A 16,556-nucleotide genomic window follows, 5' to 3' on the forward strand; every position below is an offset into this window, starting at 1 on the left:
GCAAAGAGGCCACACCCGTTCCCATCCCGAACACGGCAGTTAAGCTCTTTTGCGCCGATGGTAGTTGGGGGTCTCCCCCTGTGAGAGTAGGACGTCGCTGGTCTGTTTTTTATTTTTTTGTACTAATGATTCTTTTTGAGTGAACAAGCACTCAACCAAATAGTCTAGTGATGATGGCAAAGAGGCCACACCCGTTCCCATCCCGAACACGGCAGTTAAGCTCTTTTGCGCTGATGGTAGTTGGGGGTTTCCCCCTGTGAGAGTAAGACGTCGCTAGGCACATTAAAACAGGTCGTTACCGATTCCGGTAACGGCTTGTTTTTTATTTTCAAAAGAAATTCAATTGATAGTTTGGAATCAGCAATTTGTTTCCGTTTCAAAAACGCTGCTCTCAGCTGAAGTTGCTATAATGGGAGTAATCAATCAATGTGAGGATGGAAATTCATGACGCAACGACGTCCGATAGTGGATGCATTAATACAGCATCAAAACAGACAGCCTATTTCTTTTCATGTGCCGGGGCATAAACACGGAATTTTATCAGGGTTGCCGAAAGAAATCCAATCGGCACTTCATTATGATTTGACTGAACTGACAGGTTTGGATGATCTTCATTATCCGGAAGAAGCGATTAAAGATGCACAACTTTTGTTGGCGGAAGCTTATGGGGCAAAGGAAAGCTTTTTATTGGTCAATGGTTCCACTGTGGGGAACTTGGCAATGATCCACGCAGCCTGTAAAGAAGGGGATGTGGTGATCGTTCAGCGCAATTCGCATAAGTCGATTTTCCATGCGCTGGAGCTTGCTCGTGTTCGTCCCGTTTACGTGTCGCCGCAATGGGATGACAGATCCATGACAGCTGCTGGAGTCTCCTTCAAGGCAGTAGAAGCAGCAATAGAAGCATATCCGGAAGCCAAAGCAGTGGTGCTTACTTATCCTAATTATTACGGTATGGTTTCCCATGAACTCCAGGCCATCATTGCTTTATGCCACGAAAAAGACATGGCAGTTTTGGTGGATGAAGCGCATGGAGCCCATTTCCAGGCAGGATCGCCGTTTCCGGTTTCGTCTTTGGCTCTCGGGGCAGATGTGGTGGTGCAGTCGGCGCACAAAACCTTGCCTGCGATGACAATGGGGTCTTTTTTGCACATCGGTAGTGTACGGGTAGACGTAAAAAAAATCCGGAAATATTTGCAAATGTTTCAATCGAGCAGCCCATCGTATTTGATCCTGGCTTCTTTGGATGATGCAAGGTCTTATCTCCAAAATTATTCGCAGCCAGATATTCGGATGTTCATTGAGAAGCGTGACCGTTTTCTCAGCAGTCTGCGAATGATTCCGCATTTGACTGTGGTGGAATCCGATGACCCACTGAAAATCATGTTGAGGGTCGATCATCACAGTGGTTATCAGCTAAAACAGCAGTTGGAACAAGCGGGGATTGAGGTGGAACTGGCGGACCTTTTCCAAGTGCTGCTGATCATGCCTCTACTGAAGCAATGGCATGTATATCCGTTTGCGGAAATTCGCAGCCGGTTAAAAGAAGCGGTATTGGGGCTTGAAGGAGAAGCAAGGCAAGAGGCCAAACTTGCGGTGCAACAACAGCTTGATGTGACGGTTCCTGAACTGTCTTTTGAAGAAATCGATTTGGCTGATCAGGAATGGATCTCTTACACACAAATCATTGGACGGATTGCAGCCGGAATGGTGACTCCGTATCCGCCGGGCATTCCGCTGATGGTGGCCGGTGAAAAGTGGACATTGAATAAAGTGGAAGAGCTCATGAATTACTTGGCTTCAGAAGCGCAGATCCAGGGTGATCATCGGCTGGAGTCCAAGCAATTGCCGGTACTCCAACAAGGCACACCAGAGAATAAGTAACCCCTAAAGAGGGTATACTGTAACATCATTTAAATGGGAAAGAATGTGGGGGATTTTCATGGAGCAAGAAAAATATGCAATCATTGATATCGGTTCGAATACCATCCGTTTGGTTATCTATACACGGGACAAAAGTGGGCGTTTTACAGAAAGTGAAAACGTCAAGGCGGTTGCTCGACTCCGCAATTACTTAAACGATGAAAATGTTTTGGAACCGGAAGGAATCGATATACTGGTCCAGACCTTAAAGAGTTTCCAGGAAGTCACCCGCCATCATCAACTGAAAGCGATTAAATGTGTAGCGACAGCAGCCGTTCGACAAGCGGAAAATCAGGATGAAATAATGACAGCGGTCGAAAGTGAGACAGATTTTACGATCCGCATCCTGTCCGAATTTGAAGAGGCGAACTATGGTTACCTGGCAGTCGTCAATTCAACTCCATTCACCAGTGGCATCACGGTCGATATTGGGGGAGGCAGTACAGAAATTACGTATTTCAATGATCGCCAGCTGATTTATTTTTACAGTTTCCCGTTCGGTGCATTGTCTTTAAAGCAGCAGTTTATCCAAGGCAATACACCAACAAAAGGTGAATTGCGCGATTTGCGGTCATTTTTGAAAGAACAGTTTAATCAACTGGAGTGGCTAGCCGATAAACGTCTGCCCTTGATCGGCATCGGGGGGAGTGCGCGGAATATGGCGCAAATCCACCAAGAGCATATCGAGTATCCTTTGTCCGGAGTTCATCAGTACATGATGAGCAAGCACGATGTAGAAGAGATGAATGATTTATTGAAATCTCTGGAGTTCTCGGAGCTGCAACGGCTTGAAGGATTGTCGAAGGACCGGGCGGATATCATCATTCCAGCTGTTGAAGTTTTTCGTTACTTAATGGAGTTGATTGATACGAAACAGTTTGCTCTCAGTCGAAAAGGATTGAGAGATGGTGTTTTCTATGAAGAAACGACCAAGGATTTCGATTTATCGGTATTCCCCAATGTCGTGGAAGAAAGTTTTCACGAACTGGCCATCGACTATGACATCAATCTGACCCACGCCTTCCATGTCACCAACAGCGCATTGCTGATTTCAAAAAAGTTGGAAGAGGTAGGCCTGCTTTCGCTGGAGGAAGAGGATTATCAGCGTTTGAAGCTGAGCAGTGCCCTTTATAACTTAGGAAGCTATATTGATTCAGAGTCGAGCCACCAGCATACATTTTATTTGTTGGGCAACCGTACCATTGACGGCCTGCTGCATAAAGAACGTATCATTGTGGCATTAATGGCTTCGTTTAAAAACAAAGAAATCTTTAAGCGCAATGTCGCTCTTTACGAAACGTGGTTCAGCAAAGATGAATTGGCTAAATACAGTCTGCTCGGAGCCATCATTAAGCTGGCATATAGCTTGAATGCGACGAAACGTGACATTGTGGAGACTATTGAATTGGAAGAAAAAGGTGACAAGCTTATTTTTTCTATTCAATGCCGTGAAGATTGGAAGCCTGAGCAATATCAGGTGGAAAAACAGAAAAAACATTTGGAAAAGCAACTGAAGAAAACGATTGATTTTAAATTTTACAAATAATTAACATTTTGAAGACTGTATCCCGCTCTTTTAACGGATGGATAATGATACGATAATAGAATGGATTATAAGTAAAAGGTGGAGTCGAAATTGGAGACATTGAAAAAGAAGAATGCAGAACTCAGGGAGCCTGCTTATTACAATAACCGCGAATTGAGCTGGCTTGCTTTTAATGAACGTGTCTTGCAGGAAGCACTGGATAAACGAAATCCTTTATTGGAACGATTCAAGTTTTTGGCGATTTTCAGCTCTAATCTGGATGAGTTTTTCATGGTCCGTGTAGCAGGGCTGCAGGATCAGGTGAAAGTCGGGTTTACAAAACCCGAAAACAAAGCCGGAATGACCCCGAAGCAGCAATTAAATGAAATTGCGATGAAGACCCATCGATTGGTGGACCTGCAGTACGAGACCCTGCAAAATAATTTATTGCCGAAGCTTCAAAAAGAGCATATGGAATTTGTAAAGATGACAGACTTGAGTGCGGATCAATTGGATGTAATGGAAAAGAATTTTGAAGATCATATTTTTCCTGTACTGACGCCGATGGCCATCGATGCATACCGGCCTTTTCCAATGCTGTTGAATAAAAGCATCAATTTAGCGGTGGTACTGGAAGATGAGGAGGACCAGATGGAAGAAGGGCAGAAAATTGCCATCGTACAGGTTCCTGCAGTCCTGGATCGATTTGTCCGCCTGGATTCAAAGAAAGGCAGCCACAAGCTTATTTTGTTGGAAGACGTCATCAGCTTCTTTATCCGCAAGCTTTTTCACGGCTTCAAGGTGATTTCGGCATCTGTATTCCGGATTACCCGCAATGCCGACATGACCATCCATGAAGAAGGGGCTCGTGACTTGCTGAAGGAGATTGAAGAAGAACTCCGCAAACGGAAATGGGGAGCAGCTGTCCGTCTGGAAATCCAGCAGCCTGGATTCGACCCGGCTATTTTGGATTACTTGACTGATGAGCTGGAGGTCCACAAAAAAGACGTCTATACAATTGAAGGATTTTTGGACTTGACGGCCTTTTTCAATTTTTATAAAAAAATGGCGCCAATTTGGGAGCACTTGGTCTTTGAAGGGAAAGTATCGCAATTGCCAGCAGGTATGCAGACGGGCAAGGATATCTTTCAAAAGGTCAGTGAGCAGGATGTCTTTCTCCATCATCCGTACGAATCGTTTGAGCCGGTTGTCCAGTTTATCTCAGAAGCGGCTGACGATCCTGATGTTCTGGCCATCAAACAGACTCTTTATCGTGTCAGCGGTGATTCGCCGGTTATCAAAGCCTTGAAAAGAGCAGCAGAAAATGGCAAGCAAGTAACGGTGCTGGTGGAATTGAAAGCCCGCTTTGACGAAGAAAACAATGTGCAATGGGCAAGAGAGTTAGAGAAGGCTGGATGCCATGTTATTTATGGGATGACACACCTGAAAACACACAGTAAAATCACCTTGGTGGTTCGGAAAAAAGAGAACAAGATTGAACGCTTTGTCCATTTGGGCACCGGCAATTATAATGACCAGACAGCCAAAATCTATACAGATATGAGTTTGTTCACTTCTAAAAGGCATTTTGGCATCGATGCCACCAACTTTTTCAACTATTTGAGCGGTTATACGGAAAAGCCGGAGTTCCATTATTTATCGGTGGCGCCTTTTACAATCCGTACCGATATCATTGATTTGATCAATGCCGAAATCCGGTTCCAGAAAAAGCAGGGAAATGGACGGATTATTGCGAAAATGAATTCACTGACAGATAAAATCATTATTATGAAATTGTACGAAGCGTCAAATGCTGGAGTGAAAGTGGATTTAATCGTCAGAGGAATTTGCTGTCTGCGCCCTGGAATTTCAGGGGTCAGTGAAAACATTCAGGTGCGCAGCATCGTTGGCAGCCTGCTGGAGCATAGCCGTGTCTACTTCTTCAATCACAATGGCAAAGGCAAGATTTTTTTGTCTTCGGCGGATATGATGACCCGGAATTTGAACAATCGTATTGAGATCTTATTCCCAATCGTCGATGAGGACATCAAAGAACAAGTCAAGAGCATATTGGAGCTGGGGCTTGCCGATAATGTCAAAGCGAGGCAACAGAATGCTGCTGGGGAGTACCATTACGTGCCACGCAAAAATGATGAGCCGGCAATAGACAGCCAAATGGAGCTGTTCCGCAGGGCCTATCAAGTGGCGGAAGACGAGGAATAATAAGGCAGCCGTTCATTCCGTAGGGGACGGACGGTTTTTTTGTTGGTCACTTTAAAACAGGGGCCGTTTCGTGTATAGTATAAAGAGTTTAGAACAGTAGAATATGATTAATTTTATGGAATAAGGTGAGCAGCAAAATGAGCTATTTAATCAATCTGGAAGGCGGAGAAGGGTCGGGCAAGTCAACGGTCCTGAAAATGCTGGCAGATGAGCTACAGGAAAAAGGGTTTTCTGTTGTTTGCACGCGGGAGCCGGGCGGAATCGACATTGCCGAACAAATCCGCAATGTGATCCTGGACCGGGAAAATACTGCGATGGATGCACGGACAGAAGCTTTGTTGTATGCTGCGGCAAGAAGACAGCATTTGGTTGAGAAAATTATTCCAGCACTCGAGGCAGGAAGCATCGTCCTGTGCGACCGTTACATCGATTCCAGCCTGGCTTATCAGGGCTACGCACGAGGGCTTGGGATGGAAGAGATTTTTACCATCAATAAATTTGCCATTAATGATTACATGCCGGACCTGACTCTCTATTTCGATGTTAGTCCGAAAGTCGGATTAGCACGGATTGAAAAGGATCTAGACCGGGAGATCAACCGTTTGGATGTAGAATCAATAAAGTTCCATTATAAAGTAAGAGAAGGCTATCTCTTGCTGTTAAGCCAGAATCCGGAGCGTATTCGCCTGATCAATGCAGAGAATGAGTTGGATGCCGTTTTTGCAGATGCACTGGAAACGATTGTACGATTTATAGAAGAACGGCAAGCGGCAGTTGATCCTTCTTAGGATCAGCTGTTTTTTCGGTAAAGAGCTGGAAAGATATGCAGCGTATATCTTTGTTCATGTTATACTTATATAGAAGAAAGACAAAAAGGAGTGAGTGCTGATGAAACTCGTAGTAGCAGTTGTACAGGACCAAGATAGTAACCGATTATCCAACGCGTTAACGAAAAATGATTTCCGGGCTACAAAACTTGCCAGTACAGGAGGGTTTTTGCGCTCAGGGAATACGACCTTTTTAATCGGTATAGAAGATGACCTTATACCGAAATTGTTGGACTTGATTCGTGAAAACTGCAGATCTCGTGAACAGATGGTAGCACCTGTATCACCGATGGGCGGCAACGCTGACTCGTATATTCCGTATCCAGTTGAAGTTGAAGTAGGCGGAGCGACCATTTTTGTCCTCCCGATCGAACAGTTCCATCATTTTTAATCCAAAGCGAACAAACAGGCTCCCTACAATAAATGACAGCCTTGCTGTCAACCAGTACCATAAATAATACCCGTGCTCCATTCGGAACACGGGATTTTTTACAAAGTCTGAAGGTGGAAATTATGCAAAAAACAACGGATGAATTTTTGGAAATGCAGCCGGTGGTGATGAAACGCCTTCAGGGGGCCTATGAAAAAGATCGGTTGGCACATGCATACTTGTTTGAGGGTCCTGCCGGCTCGGGGAAAAAGGAAATCACCCATTTCTTCGTCAAGCTTCTGCTGTGTGAATTGCCTGTGAAAAATGTTCCATGTGAAACATGTCGGAGCTGCCAACTTTATAATTCCGGCAACCACACGAACGTTATTTTCATTGAACCGGATGGCCAAAATGTTAAAATTGAGCAAATCCGTGAGTTGATTTTCAAGTTGAATAAAACCGGGCTGAATACAGGCCGCAAAATATACGTAATTGAGCAGGCAGACCGTATGAACAATTCATCTGCCAATGCCCTGCTGAAATTCTTGGAAGAGCCGGAGTTTAGTGTAACGGCAATCCTGTTGACTGAGCGGCTTAATGCGCTTATGAGCACGATCCGTTCGCGCTGCCAATTGGTGTCGTTCCGGCCACTGTCACGGCCAAAGCTGATGGATAAATTGATGGCAGATGGCATGACTGAATCCATGGCTGCCACTGTCAGTATGCTGACCCAAAGCGAAGAAGAAGCGGTTGCTTTGAGCCAGGATGAACAATTTGCACAAGCCAGAAAAACGGTGCTGAAACTGGTGGAAGTGGCTGACAGCAATGTCCATGAGGCTCTTTTGATGCTTCAAGCTGAATGGCTGCCATTATTTAAAGAAAAAGAAGATGCCGAAAGAGGCCTGGACATGTTATTATTTGCATATCGGGACATCGCTTCGGTAAAAGCAGGTCTTGAAACTGCACGAACATATCCAGACATGGAAGAAACTTGGAAGCGGATGGCTCTCCAGCGTTCTTTTACGGTATTGTCCAAGCAGTTGCAGGCTGTCTTACAGGCCAAACAACAATTGCCGCGCAATATGAACCGAACGCTGTTGATGGAGCAGTTAATGCTGAATCTGCAGGAGGGGTAGCAATTGTATAATGTGATAGGGGTCCGCTTTAAAAAAGCGGGTAAAATATATTATTTCGATCCAGGTGAATTAGGAATCGAAAGGGACGATTACGTCATTGTGGAAACGGCCAGAGGCGTAGAATACGGCAAAGTGGTCGTACCGACAAAAACCGTTGGGGAAAACGATGTGGTTCTGCCTTTAAAGCAGGTTGTAAGAGTGACGACTGAGCGTGATCGCCAACAGATGGAAGAAAATCGCTTAGAAGCAAGCCGAGCTTTTGAATTGGGCACCGACAAAATTGGAGAGCATCGATTGGATATGAAGCTGGTGGATGTTGAATACACCTTCGATCGCAATAAAGTCATTTTTTACTTTACGGCAGAAGGTCGTGTGGATTTCCGGAACTTGGTCAAAGACTTGGCTGCCATTTTCCGTACACGCATCGAACTTCGCCAAATCGGTGTTCGTGATGAAGCCAAAATGCTCGGCGGAATCGGTCCTTGTGGCCGGATGCTCTGCTGTTCGACATTTTTAGGTGATTTTGAGCCGGTCTCGATCAAAATGGCGAAAGATCAAAACCTGTCGTTGAATCCTTCGAAAATCTCTGGTTTATGCGGCCGATTGATGTGCTGCTTAAAATACGAGAATGACGAATATGAAACAGCGAAAAAGGAAATGCCGGATGTCGGAACACGTGTAGTGACGCCGGATGGCGATGGCCGCGTTGTGGGCATGAACATTTTGGAGCGAGTGTTAAAAGTCCGCTTATCTGAGCAGGAACAGACACTTGAATATACATTAGATGAGATAATGGGCCAAGGAACGAGAGCGTGAGGTGGTTTAGGTGAAGGAAAAGAATTTTTTGGACACGGTCATGGAGTTTGAACAGCAGCTCCAATCCATGCAGGAACAATTCAGTGAATTAAAAGCGGTTGTAGCCCGGACGATGGAAGAACACCATGCGCTGCAATTGGAGAATCATCATTTGCGTACACGTTTGGATGAATTTCATAAAGCAGTTCCGGAAGTGGCAGCTGTGGATCCTGTGAAATTGAAAAAAGCTGTGATGGATATCGGTGAAGGCTACGATAACTTAGCCCGTTTGTATCATGAAGGCTACCATGTCTGCAATGTACATTTCGGCAGTTCCAGAAAAGGCGATGATTGCCTGTTCTGTTTGTCATTCCTGAATAAACAGAATTAAAAAAGAAGAGCAGCAAAGCGGCTGCCTGTAAGGCGATAAAGAGAAAGGCTTCCGACACTCCGTGTGGCGGCAGCCTTTTGTTATGCTGGGAGGTGAACAGATGTTAGTGGATGATGAAAGACTTGATTATTTATTGGCGGAAGACCTGCGGATCATTCAAAGTCCGTCGGTGTTTTCATTTTCGCTGGACGCAGTCCTGTTGGCCCGTTTCGCCTATGTTCCGCTGAAGCGGGGGACCATCGTGGACCTGTGCACAGGCAATGGGGCGATTCCGTTGTTTCTGAGTGCCCGGACAGAATCCCGAATCATTGGCGTGGAGCTGCAGGAGCGGCTTGCTTATATGGCACGGCGCAGCGTAGAATACAATGGCCTTGAGCAGCAGATTGATATTATTGAAGGCGATGTCAAGAATATGCCGGCACAGCTAGGTTTTGAAAAATACGATGTGGTCACCTGCAATCCGCCTTACTTTCCGGCACATGAGATGAGTGACAAAAATATCAGTGAGCACATGGCGATTGCGCGGCACGAACTGCACCTGACACTGGATGAAGCGGTCATTTCAGCGAGCCAATTGCTGAAGCAAGGCGGAAAAGCGGCGTTTGTCCATCGTTCCGGCCGCTTAATCGATTTGATCGCAGCGATGCGTGCAAACCGGCTGGAACCAAAACGGATCCGCCTGGTTTATCCGAAAGCAGGAAAAGAGGCCAATACCTTATTGATTGAAGGCATCAAAGACGGCAAACCTGATTTAAAGATCCTGCCGCCGTTGATTGTTTACGGAGAAGACGGGGAATACACCGAAGAAGTGCGGGGCTTATTATATGGCAGCAAATGACCATTATTTTTATGTTCTGGAATGCGCCGATCAGTCGTATTATGCGGGTTACACCAACGATCTTGAAAAACGGCTGGCTGCGCACAACGCCGGAAAAGGCGCGAAATACACACGCGCCAAAGGACCGTCCAAACTGATTCATCACGAGTGCTATGACACGAAAACGGCAGCGATGAAAGCGGAATACGCCTTCAAGCAATTAACAAAGATCCAAAAAATCCGTTATATTGCTGAAGGAAAGGAGAGCGGCAAATGAAGTCCCAAAAAAGTTTTCAGCACAAGACAGCTACCTTGTATTTGGTGGCAACACCCATCGGCAACTTGGAAGATATGACAATACGCGCTTTGCGTATTTTAAAAGAAGTGGATATTATTGCAGCCGAAGATACGCGCAACACGAAAAATCTCTGCAATTATTTTGATATCCAGACCAAATTGGTCAGTTACCATGAACACAATCAGGAAAGGGGAGGCTTCAAGATTTTGTCGTACCTGGAAGAAGGCAAGTCAGTTGCTTTGGTCAGTGATGCAGGCATGCCTTGTATTTCCGACCCTGGAGAAGACATCGTCAAACGTGCGGTTGCCGAAGGCTATCCCGTCGTGCCGATACCTGGAGCCAATGCGGCACTCAGTGCGCTGATTGCATCGGGAATTTCGCCGCAGCCTTTCTTGTTTTACGGATTCCTATCGCGCAATAAAAAAGACCGTCAGGCAGAGCTGGAGCTTCTAAGCCAGAAAGAAGAAACCCTTATCTTTTACGAAGCTCCCCACCGGCTTAAGGAAAGCTTGAAAAGCATTCAAAAGGCAGTAGGGGATGAACGGAAGATCACATTGGCGCGGGAAGTGACCAAGAAATTCGAGGAATTCCTAAGAGGGACGGTTGCAGAAGCAGTAGTGTGGGCCGAAGAAAATGAAATTCGCGGCGAGTTTTGCCTGGTACTGGAAGGCAATGCCAATCCGAAACTAGTAGAAAATGTGAAATGGTGGGAAGATTTATCCATCGAAGATCACGTAGACCAGCTGATGAAAGCAAAAACCTGACATCCAAGGAAGCCATCAAAGAAGCAGCAATCGAACGCCAGTTGTCCAAACGCGAAGTCTACCAAGCTTATCATACCTAGAAAAGCGGAAGCAGCCGTTTAGCCCCAACAAGCGCTGGAAGCCTTACCAGTAATGGCGGTCTTTGCCATTGCCGGTAAGGCTGAAGCGACTCGAGGGGCTGGCTGCTGGAGTCTGGACAATGAGAAAAGCGGAAGCGCCCGTGTAGGTCCGACGGGCATAAGCCGCGCTGGCGAAGCGGCGCTCTTTGCCGCACAGCCAGCGTGGCTTATGACCCTAGTACCTGGGCGCTGGAGTCTGGACAATGAGAAAAGCGGAAGCGCCCGTGTAAAGATTCAACAATAGTTGAAATACCAGGTTTCTTGAACATAAAAAACCAGGATGCATGGGCGTCCTGGTTTTTTATCTTACTTCTTTAAGTTGTTTTGAATTTCTTTTACCAGCATTTCTGCGCCTTCAGAACTCAAGATCAATTTGCCGCCAACCAATTTCATGTTTTCGTCTGATACTTCGCCTGTTACTGCACAAGTCATGTTAGGTAAATACTTTTTCAAGATAATTTTGTCGTCGTCCACGTAAATTTCCAATGCGTCTTTCTCTGCTATTCCCAAAGTACGTCGTAATTCAATCGGAATTACCACACGTCCTAATTCATCCACTTTCCGAACAATACCTGTCGATTTCATAATAATAGTCCCCCTTTTATTTTATCGGATGCATTCGCCAAAATTCGACATTTACCACTTCCTGTCATAAATCATACCAACTACTGGCAATTTGGTCAATAAAAAACTATCGAAATCATAATGAAATTTTATATCTCGTGCTAATTTTTTTTGATTTCTGGTTGAGAACGTCATTATTTTGACAAAGTTATACAAAAAGCAAAAAAAATCACTATAGACTTGACTAAATAATGTCGAATTTTTACTTAAAATCCCTTTGTCGAATTGAAAGATTGTACAAAATAGGGGACTTCGTTAAAATAAGAACTATACCAAAAAACTGGAGGAATTTTTCGTGACTGCTAACAAAGAGACCTTTTATTTAACTACCCCGATCTATTATCCAAGCGGAAAATTCCATATTGGAACGGCCTATACGACGGTCGCTTCTGATGCAATGGTCCGCTATAAGCGTTTGCGTGGATTTGATGTCCGGTTTTTGACTGGAATGGACGAACACGGCCAAAAAATTGAAGAAAAAGCGAAAGAAGCGGGCAAAGAACCACAAGAGTTTGTGGACGACATGGCCGCAGCCGCTAAACAAGTTTGGTCGACGATGGATATTACCTACGATGATTTTATCCGGACCACAGAAAATCGTCATAAAGAAGGGGTTGAACGGATTTTCAAAACCTTCCTCGACAATGGCGATATTTATAAAGGCGAATACGAAGGCTGGTACTGTACACCTTGCGAATCGTTCTTCACGGAAAACCAGTTGGATAACGGCAACTGTCCGGATTGCGGGCGCCCAGTCCATAAAGTAAAGGAAGAATCGTATTTCTTCAATATGAAAAAATATGCAGGCCGCCTTCTCGAGTACTATGAAAACAATGTGGAATTTATTGAGCCGGAATCGCGCAAAAACGAAATGATCAATAATTTCATCAAACCAGGGTTAGAGGACCTGTCGGTTTCACGGACTTCTTTTGATTGGGGAATTCCGGTTCCTGGAGATCCAAAGCATGTCATTTACGTATGGGTTGATGCTTTGTCGAATTACATCACGTCACTCGGCTACGGTTCAGACGACGAGACCTTATTCAATAGATACTGGCCGGCTGATGTCCATGTGGTCGGCAAAGACATCGTCCGTTTCCACACAATCTACTGGCCGATTTTCCTGATGGCTTTGGATCTGCCATTGCCAAAGAAAGTTTTCGCTCACGGCTTTATCATGATGAAAGACGGCAAAATGTCGAAATCCAAAGGCAATGTCGTTTATCCGGAAATGCTCGTAGAGCGCTACGGTTTGGATGCGACACGGTACTTCCTGTTGCGGGAATTGCCATTTGGCTCTGATGGCGTCTTTTCGCCGGAATCGTTTGTCGAGCGGACCAATTTCGATTTGGCCAACGATCTTGGGAATTTATTGAACCGCACGGTGTCGATGATCAATAAATACTTTGATGGCGCAGTGCCGCAAATCAATGGGTTGCAAACGGAATTCGACGGACCTCTGCAGCGGGTAGCCGCACAGACGGTGAAAGTCTACGAGCAGCATATGGAGAGAATGCAATTCAGCATTGTCTTAAGCGAAGTATGGACATTGATTTCGAGAACCAATAAATACATTGATGAAACACAGCCATGGGTATTGGCAAAAGACGAAGCTGCCAAAGAGCAATTGGCTTCTGTTATGGCCCATTTGGCGGAAAGCCTTCGTATGACTGCGGTTATGCTGCAGCCATTCCTGCCGAACGCACCTAAGCAAATCATCGATCAGCTGGGACTGCCAGAAGATTTTCTGGCCTGGGATACTTTGCAGAACTTTAGCCAAATTCCTGCAGGCACTCAAGTGGTGTCTAAAGGAACACCGATCTTCCCACGCTTAGAGGTGGAACCGGAAGTTGCGTATATCCGTGATCAAATGCGTGGAACTGCGGCACCAGCTGCAGAAGAGCCCGCGGTTGTGGAAGTTCCGGATGTTCCGGAAATTGCGATTGAGGATTTTGCGAAAGTGGATTTGCGTGTAGCGACAGTGACAGACTGTGAAGCTGTTCCAAAAACATCGAAGCTGCTGAAACTTCAGCTGGACATGGGCTATGAGCAGCGGCAAGTGGTGTCCGGTATTGCAGAACATTACAAACCAGCAGAACTGGTCGGCAAAAAAGTGGTCGTTGTGGCTAACTTAAAGCCAGTGAAACTGCGGGGCGAGCTTTCTCAAGGAATGATTTTAGCCGGTGAAAGAGACGGATACTTGACGTTGGCATCGGTTGCTGAAAAGCTCCCGAATGGCTCGAAAATAAAATAAGACTACTAGAAAAGACCTGTTTTGACCCACTTTGATAAGTGGGTCTTTTTTTGTTTTTGTGGGTTTTATGACCCAAGATTACAGCTAGATTAATGATTTTGACACGGAACTAACATGTTTTGTTACCTAATTGTAATGTTGCTGTGAAGAAAGATACAGGTGGAACCATTAGAATAAAGCTTAATGTGAGGAGAATGATTGATGTTTATCGATACCCATGTACATTTAAATGCAGACCAATATGATGAGGACCTGACACAAGTCATTGAGCGTGCACGAGAAAACCATGTGGAGAAAATGGTAGTCATCGGCTTCGACCGAAAAACGATCGAACGGGCCATAGAATTGGCCGAAACCTATGAATTCATCTTCGCGGTGGTTGGTTGGCATCCAGTTGATGCCATCGATTGTACTGAGGAAGACCTGAAATGGATTGAAGAGCTGTCAGCTCATCCGAAAGTAGTCGGAATCGGGGAAACCGGGTTGGATTACCACTGGGACAAGTCGCCAAAAGAAGTGCAGCAGGAAGTTTTCCGCAAGCAGATTCGATTGGCTAAAAAAGTGAAACTGCCAATTATCATCCATAACCGGGAAGCAACGGAAGATGTCCTTAAAATCCTGAAAGAAGAAAACGCGAAAGAAATAGGCGGTGTCATGCATTGCTTTAGTGGCAGTGTTGAAACGGCCCGTAAAAGTATAGAAATGAACTTTATGATTTCTCTTGGAGGCCCAGTAACATTCAAAAATGCTAAAAAGCCGAAAGAAGTCGCCGAGTTGATTTCACTCGATCATCTGATGATCGAAACAGATGCTCCTTATTTAGCACCTCATCCGTACCGGGGAAAACGAAATGAACCATCTTATGTGCCATTGGTGGCAGAAGAAATTGCGCGGTTAAAAGGAATTTCAATAGAAGAAGTCGCGAAAGCAACCACTCAGAACGCTGAAAAGTTTTATAAGTTTTCTCAAAAAAAGGGAAATTAAGAAATTCAGATCCGTTGACACGTGAAACATGAGCCCATATAATCACTCAAGTGAAGAAGGAGGAGTTATTTTTGTCAAATGAAGCAAATAATACCAAATCATCAAAATTATTCAAAGGTAAATCATTGGCGGTAACAATCGCGACCGTACTGTTGTTCGCGGCGGTTTTGACCTTTGCTATATACGAAGGCACAAAAAACACGGTATCTGTAACAGCGAATGGTGAACAGGAAGAAGTAAGAACGCATGCAGAAACAGTCGGAGCATTTTTGGAGGAGCAGGAAATCGAACCTGGACAACATGATTTTTTGAGCCATTCCGAAGAAACAGCCATTAATGAAGATTTTTCTTTTGAATGGGATGCAGCAGAACAATACAATGTAACAGTTGATGGAGAAGCCACTTCGGCTTGGACGACTGAAAACACCGTGTCAGAAATTTTGGCAAAAGCGAATATCGAGCTTACGAAACACGATAAAGTATCACCGGCATTAGAAGAGCAAGTGGATGAAGAAACAACGATCTCGGTGGAAAAAGCATACGAGGTTACCATTCAGGATGGCCTTGAAGAAAAGAAAGTATGGTCTACTTCGACTACGGTCGCTGACCTTTTAAAGCAACATGAAATTTCTGTGGGCAAACTTGATAGAGTGGAGAACGAAATGGACGAATTGGTCCTTCCGAATTCAGAAGTCAAAGTGGTTCGCGTCGAAAAGGTCACCGATGTAGTCGAGGATTCTGTAAAATATGCGGTAGAAACGAAAAAAGACAACTCGCTTCTTAAAGGCAGTGAAAAAGTTGTCCAAAAAGGAACAAATGGCTTAGTTAAGAAAACTTACGAAGTGGTTAAGGAAAACGGCAAAGAAGTAAAGCGTAACCTTAAAAACGAAAAAGTGGTAAAAGAGCCAACTAAACAAGTAACAGCGGTCGGGACAAAAACGGTTGTAGCAAGCGTCTCACGCGGCACTCAAGCAAAAGCAGCAGCTCCAGCAGCAAAAGCGGAGCCTGCGAAACAGACAGCACCTCAACAGGAAAAAGCAACTGTCAAAACAGCTTCAGCTAAAAAAGCACCAGCACCAGCGAAAGCGGAACCCGCCAAGGCAGCGCCGGCAGAAGCAGAACCAACAGGCGGCAAAGAGTTTTACGTGTCAGCAACAGCTTATACAGCAAGCTGCACAGGCTGTTCAGGCATCACCGCTACAGGCATCAACTTGCACGCCAATCCAGGCCTTAAAGTAATTGCAGTAGACCCTAGCGTCATTCCATTAGGTTCTAAAGTATGGGTTGAAGGATACGGAAACGCTATTGCAGGCGACACCGGTGGAGCAATCAAAGGCAACAAAATTGATTTGTTCATGGCTAATAAATCCGATGCTTTGTCATTCGGACGCAAACAAGTAAAAGTTAGAATTCTTAACTAATCTACAGTAAATTCCACTATAGGCTTTCCTGGGATATTTCCCGGGAAAGCTTTTTACATGTCTACCCGCAAACGTGTAGAATAAAGAG

At 45.0% G+C, this 16,556-nt stretch carries 14 protein-coding genes, 2 rRNA genes and 1 pseudogene; 16 read left to right on the plus strand and 1 reads right to left on the minus strand.

The features are described 5' to 3' along the window. The 13 genes and pseudogenes from rrf (J7I83_RS13220) to rsmI all read left to right on the plus strand — a co-directional run. A 5S ribosomal RNA gene (rrf, locus tag J7I83_RS13220) occupies positions 1–103 on the plus strand; the annotation flags it as partial. 60 nt (positions 104–163) lie between these two features. Next, positions 164–279, plus strand: a 5S ribosomal RNA gene (gene rrf / locus J7I83_RS13225). A 165-nt stretch (positions 280–444) separates the two neighbouring features. After that, complete coding sequence (locus tag J7I83_RS13230) at positions 445–1,881, plus strand: aminotransferase class I/II-fold pyridoxal phosphate-dependent enzyme (protein ID WP_215101489.1); 1,437 nt, start codon at positions 445–447, stop codon at positions 1,879–1,881. A 58-nt stretch (positions 1,882–1,939) separates the two neighbouring features. Beyond that, positions 1,940–3,466, plus strand: a complete 1,527-nt coding sequence (ppx, locus tag J7I83_RS13235) for an exopolyphosphatase (RefSeq protein ID WP_215101491.1) — start codon at positions 1,940–1,942, stop codon at positions 3,464–3,466. A gap of 90 nt (positions 3,467–3,556) precedes the next feature. Continuing rightward, positions 3,557–5,668 (plus strand): RNA degradosome polyphosphate kinase, encoded by a 2,112-nt coding sequence (locus J7I83_RS13240; protein WP_215101492.1) that lies wholly within the window; start codon positions 3,557–3,559, stop codon positions 5,666–5,668. Between the two features lie 137 nt (positions 5,669–5,805). Next, entirely contained in the window at positions 5,806–6,456 is a 651-nt protein-coding gene (gene tmk / locus J7I83_RS13245) for a dTMP kinase (protein WP_215101493.1), read from the plus strand. Positions 6,457–6,556: 100 nt separating this feature from the next. Next, complete coding sequence (locus J7I83_RS13250) at positions 6,557–6,886, plus strand: cyclic-di-AMP receptor (RefSeq protein ID WP_215101494.1); 330 nt, start codon at positions 6,557–6,559, stop codon at positions 6,884–6,886. Between the two features lie 122 nt (positions 6,887–7,008). Next, positions 7,009–8,001, plus strand: coding sequence for a DNA polymerase III subunit delta' (holB, locus tag J7I83_RS13255; RefSeq protein WP_215101495.1), 993 nt, complete (start codon positions 7,009–7,011; stop codon positions 7,999–8,001). Between the two features lie 3 nt (positions 8,002–8,004). Further along, complete coding sequence (locus J7I83_RS13260) at positions 8,005–8,817, plus strand: PSP1 domain-containing protein (protein ID WP_215101496.1); 813 nt, start codon at positions 8,005–8,007, stop codon at positions 8,815–8,817. A 10-nt stretch (positions 8,818–8,827) separates the two neighbouring features. Beyond that, complete coding sequence (yabA, locus tag J7I83_RS13265; RefSeq protein WP_142830599.1) at positions 8,828–9,187, plus strand: DNA replication initiation control protein YabA; 360 nt, start codon at positions 8,828–8,830, stop codon at positions 9,185–9,187. 100 nt (positions 9,188–9,287) lie between these two features. Continuing rightward, a complete protein-coding gene (locus tag J7I83_RS13270) occupies positions 9,288–10,025 on the plus strand; it encodes a tRNA1(Val) (adenine(37)-N6)-methyltransferase (RefSeq protein ID WP_215101498.1) in 738 nt (245 codons plus the stop codon). Next, positions 10,012–10,281 carry a GIY-YIG nuclease family protein gene (locus J7I83_RS13275; RefSeq protein WP_215101500.1) on the plus strand — a complete coding sequence of 90 codons (270 nt, stop codon included), beginning with the start codon at positions 10,012–10,014 and terminating at the stop codon, positions 10,279–10,281. The genes J7I83_RS13270 and J7I83_RS13275 overlap by 14 nt, the downstream gene beginning before the upstream one ends. Continuing rightward, positions 10,278–11,146: pseudogene (rsmI, locus tag J7I83_RS13280) on the plus strand (16S rRNA (cytidine(1402)-2'-O)-methyltransferase). Before J7I83_RS13275 ends, rsmI begins: the two are co-directional and overlap by 4 nt. A gap of 345 nt (positions 11,147–11,491) precedes the next feature. Here the strand turns inward: rsmI and J7I83_RS13285 are convergent. After that, positions 11,492–11,770: a transition state genes transcriptional regulator AbrB gene (locus J7I83_RS13285; protein ID WP_049695095.1), complete on the minus strand. Its 279-nt coding sequence runs from the start codon at positions 11,768–11,770 to the stop codon at positions 11,492–11,494. A gap of 334 nt (positions 11,771–12,104) precedes the next feature. On the opposite strand from J7I83_RS13285, the gene metG reads away from it, so the two are divergent. The 3 genes from metG to J7I83_RS13300 all read left to right on the plus strand — a co-directional run bounded on the left by metG (position 12,105) and on the right by J7I83_RS13300 (position 16,468). Further along, on the plus strand, positions 12,105–14,063 hold the full coding sequence (gene metG, locus J7I83_RS13290; RefSeq protein ID WP_215101502.1) for a methionine--tRNA ligase: 1,959 nt from the start codon (positions 12,105–12,107) through the stop codon (positions 14,061–14,063). 201 nt (positions 14,064–14,264) lie between these two features. Further along, the gene (locus J7I83_RS13295; protein ID WP_215101504.1) at positions 14,265–15,047 is read left to right on the plus strand and encodes a TatD family hydrolase; all 783 of its coding nucleotides are present in this window, start codon (positions 14,265–14,267) and stop codon (positions 15,045–15,047) included. Between the two features lie 71 nt (positions 15,048–15,118). Continuing rightward, the gene (locus tag J7I83_RS13300) at positions 15,119–16,468 is read left to right on the plus strand and encodes a G5 and 3D domain-containing protein (RefSeq protein WP_215101506.1); all 1,350 of its coding nucleotides are present in this window, start codon (positions 15,119–15,121) and stop codon (positions 16,466–16,468) included. Positions 16,469–16,556: the final 88 nt, after the last annotated feature.

The organism is Planococcus sp. ISL-110, assembly GCF_018613575.1.
Lineage (GTDB): Bacteria > Bacillota > Bacilli > Bacillales_A > Planococcaceae > Planococcus.

Bases quoted from the DNA above. Each gene is read 5' to 3' on its own strand.
- J7I83_RS13230 (WP_215101489.1), top strand. From the start codon at position 445: ATGACGCAACGACGTCCGATAGTGGATGCATTAATACAGCATCAAAAC.
- ppx (WP_215101491.1), top strand. From the start codon at position 1,940: ATGGAGCAAGAAAAATATGCAATCATTGATATCGGTTCGAATACCATC.
- tmk (WP_215101493.1), top strand. From the start codon at position 5,806: ATGAGCTATTTAATCAATCTGGAAGGCGGAGAAGGGTCGGGCAAGTCA.
- J7I83_RS13250 (WP_215101494.1), top strand. From the start codon at position 6,557: ATGAAACTCGTAGTAGCAGTTGTACAGGACCAAGATAGTAACCGATTA.
- holB (WP_215101495.1), top strand. From the start codon at position 7,009: ATGCAAAAAACAACGGATGAATTTTTGGAAATGCAGCCGGTGGTGATG.
- J7I83_RS13270 (WP_215101498.1), top strand. From the start codon at position 9,288: ATGTTAGTGGATGATGAAAGACTTGATTATTTATTGGCGGAAGACCTG.
- J7I83_RS13275 (WP_215101500.1), top strand. From the start codon at position 10,012: ATGGCAGCAAATGACCATTATTTTTATGTTCTGGAATGCGCCGATCAG.
- J7I83_RS13285 (WP_049695095.1), bottom strand. From the start codon at position 11,770: ATGAAATCGACAGGTATTGTTCGGAAAGTGGATGAATTAGGACGTGTG.
- J7I83_RS13295 (WP_215101504.1), top strand. From the start codon at position 14,265: ATGTTTATCGATACCCATGTACATTTAAATGCAGACCAATATGATGAG.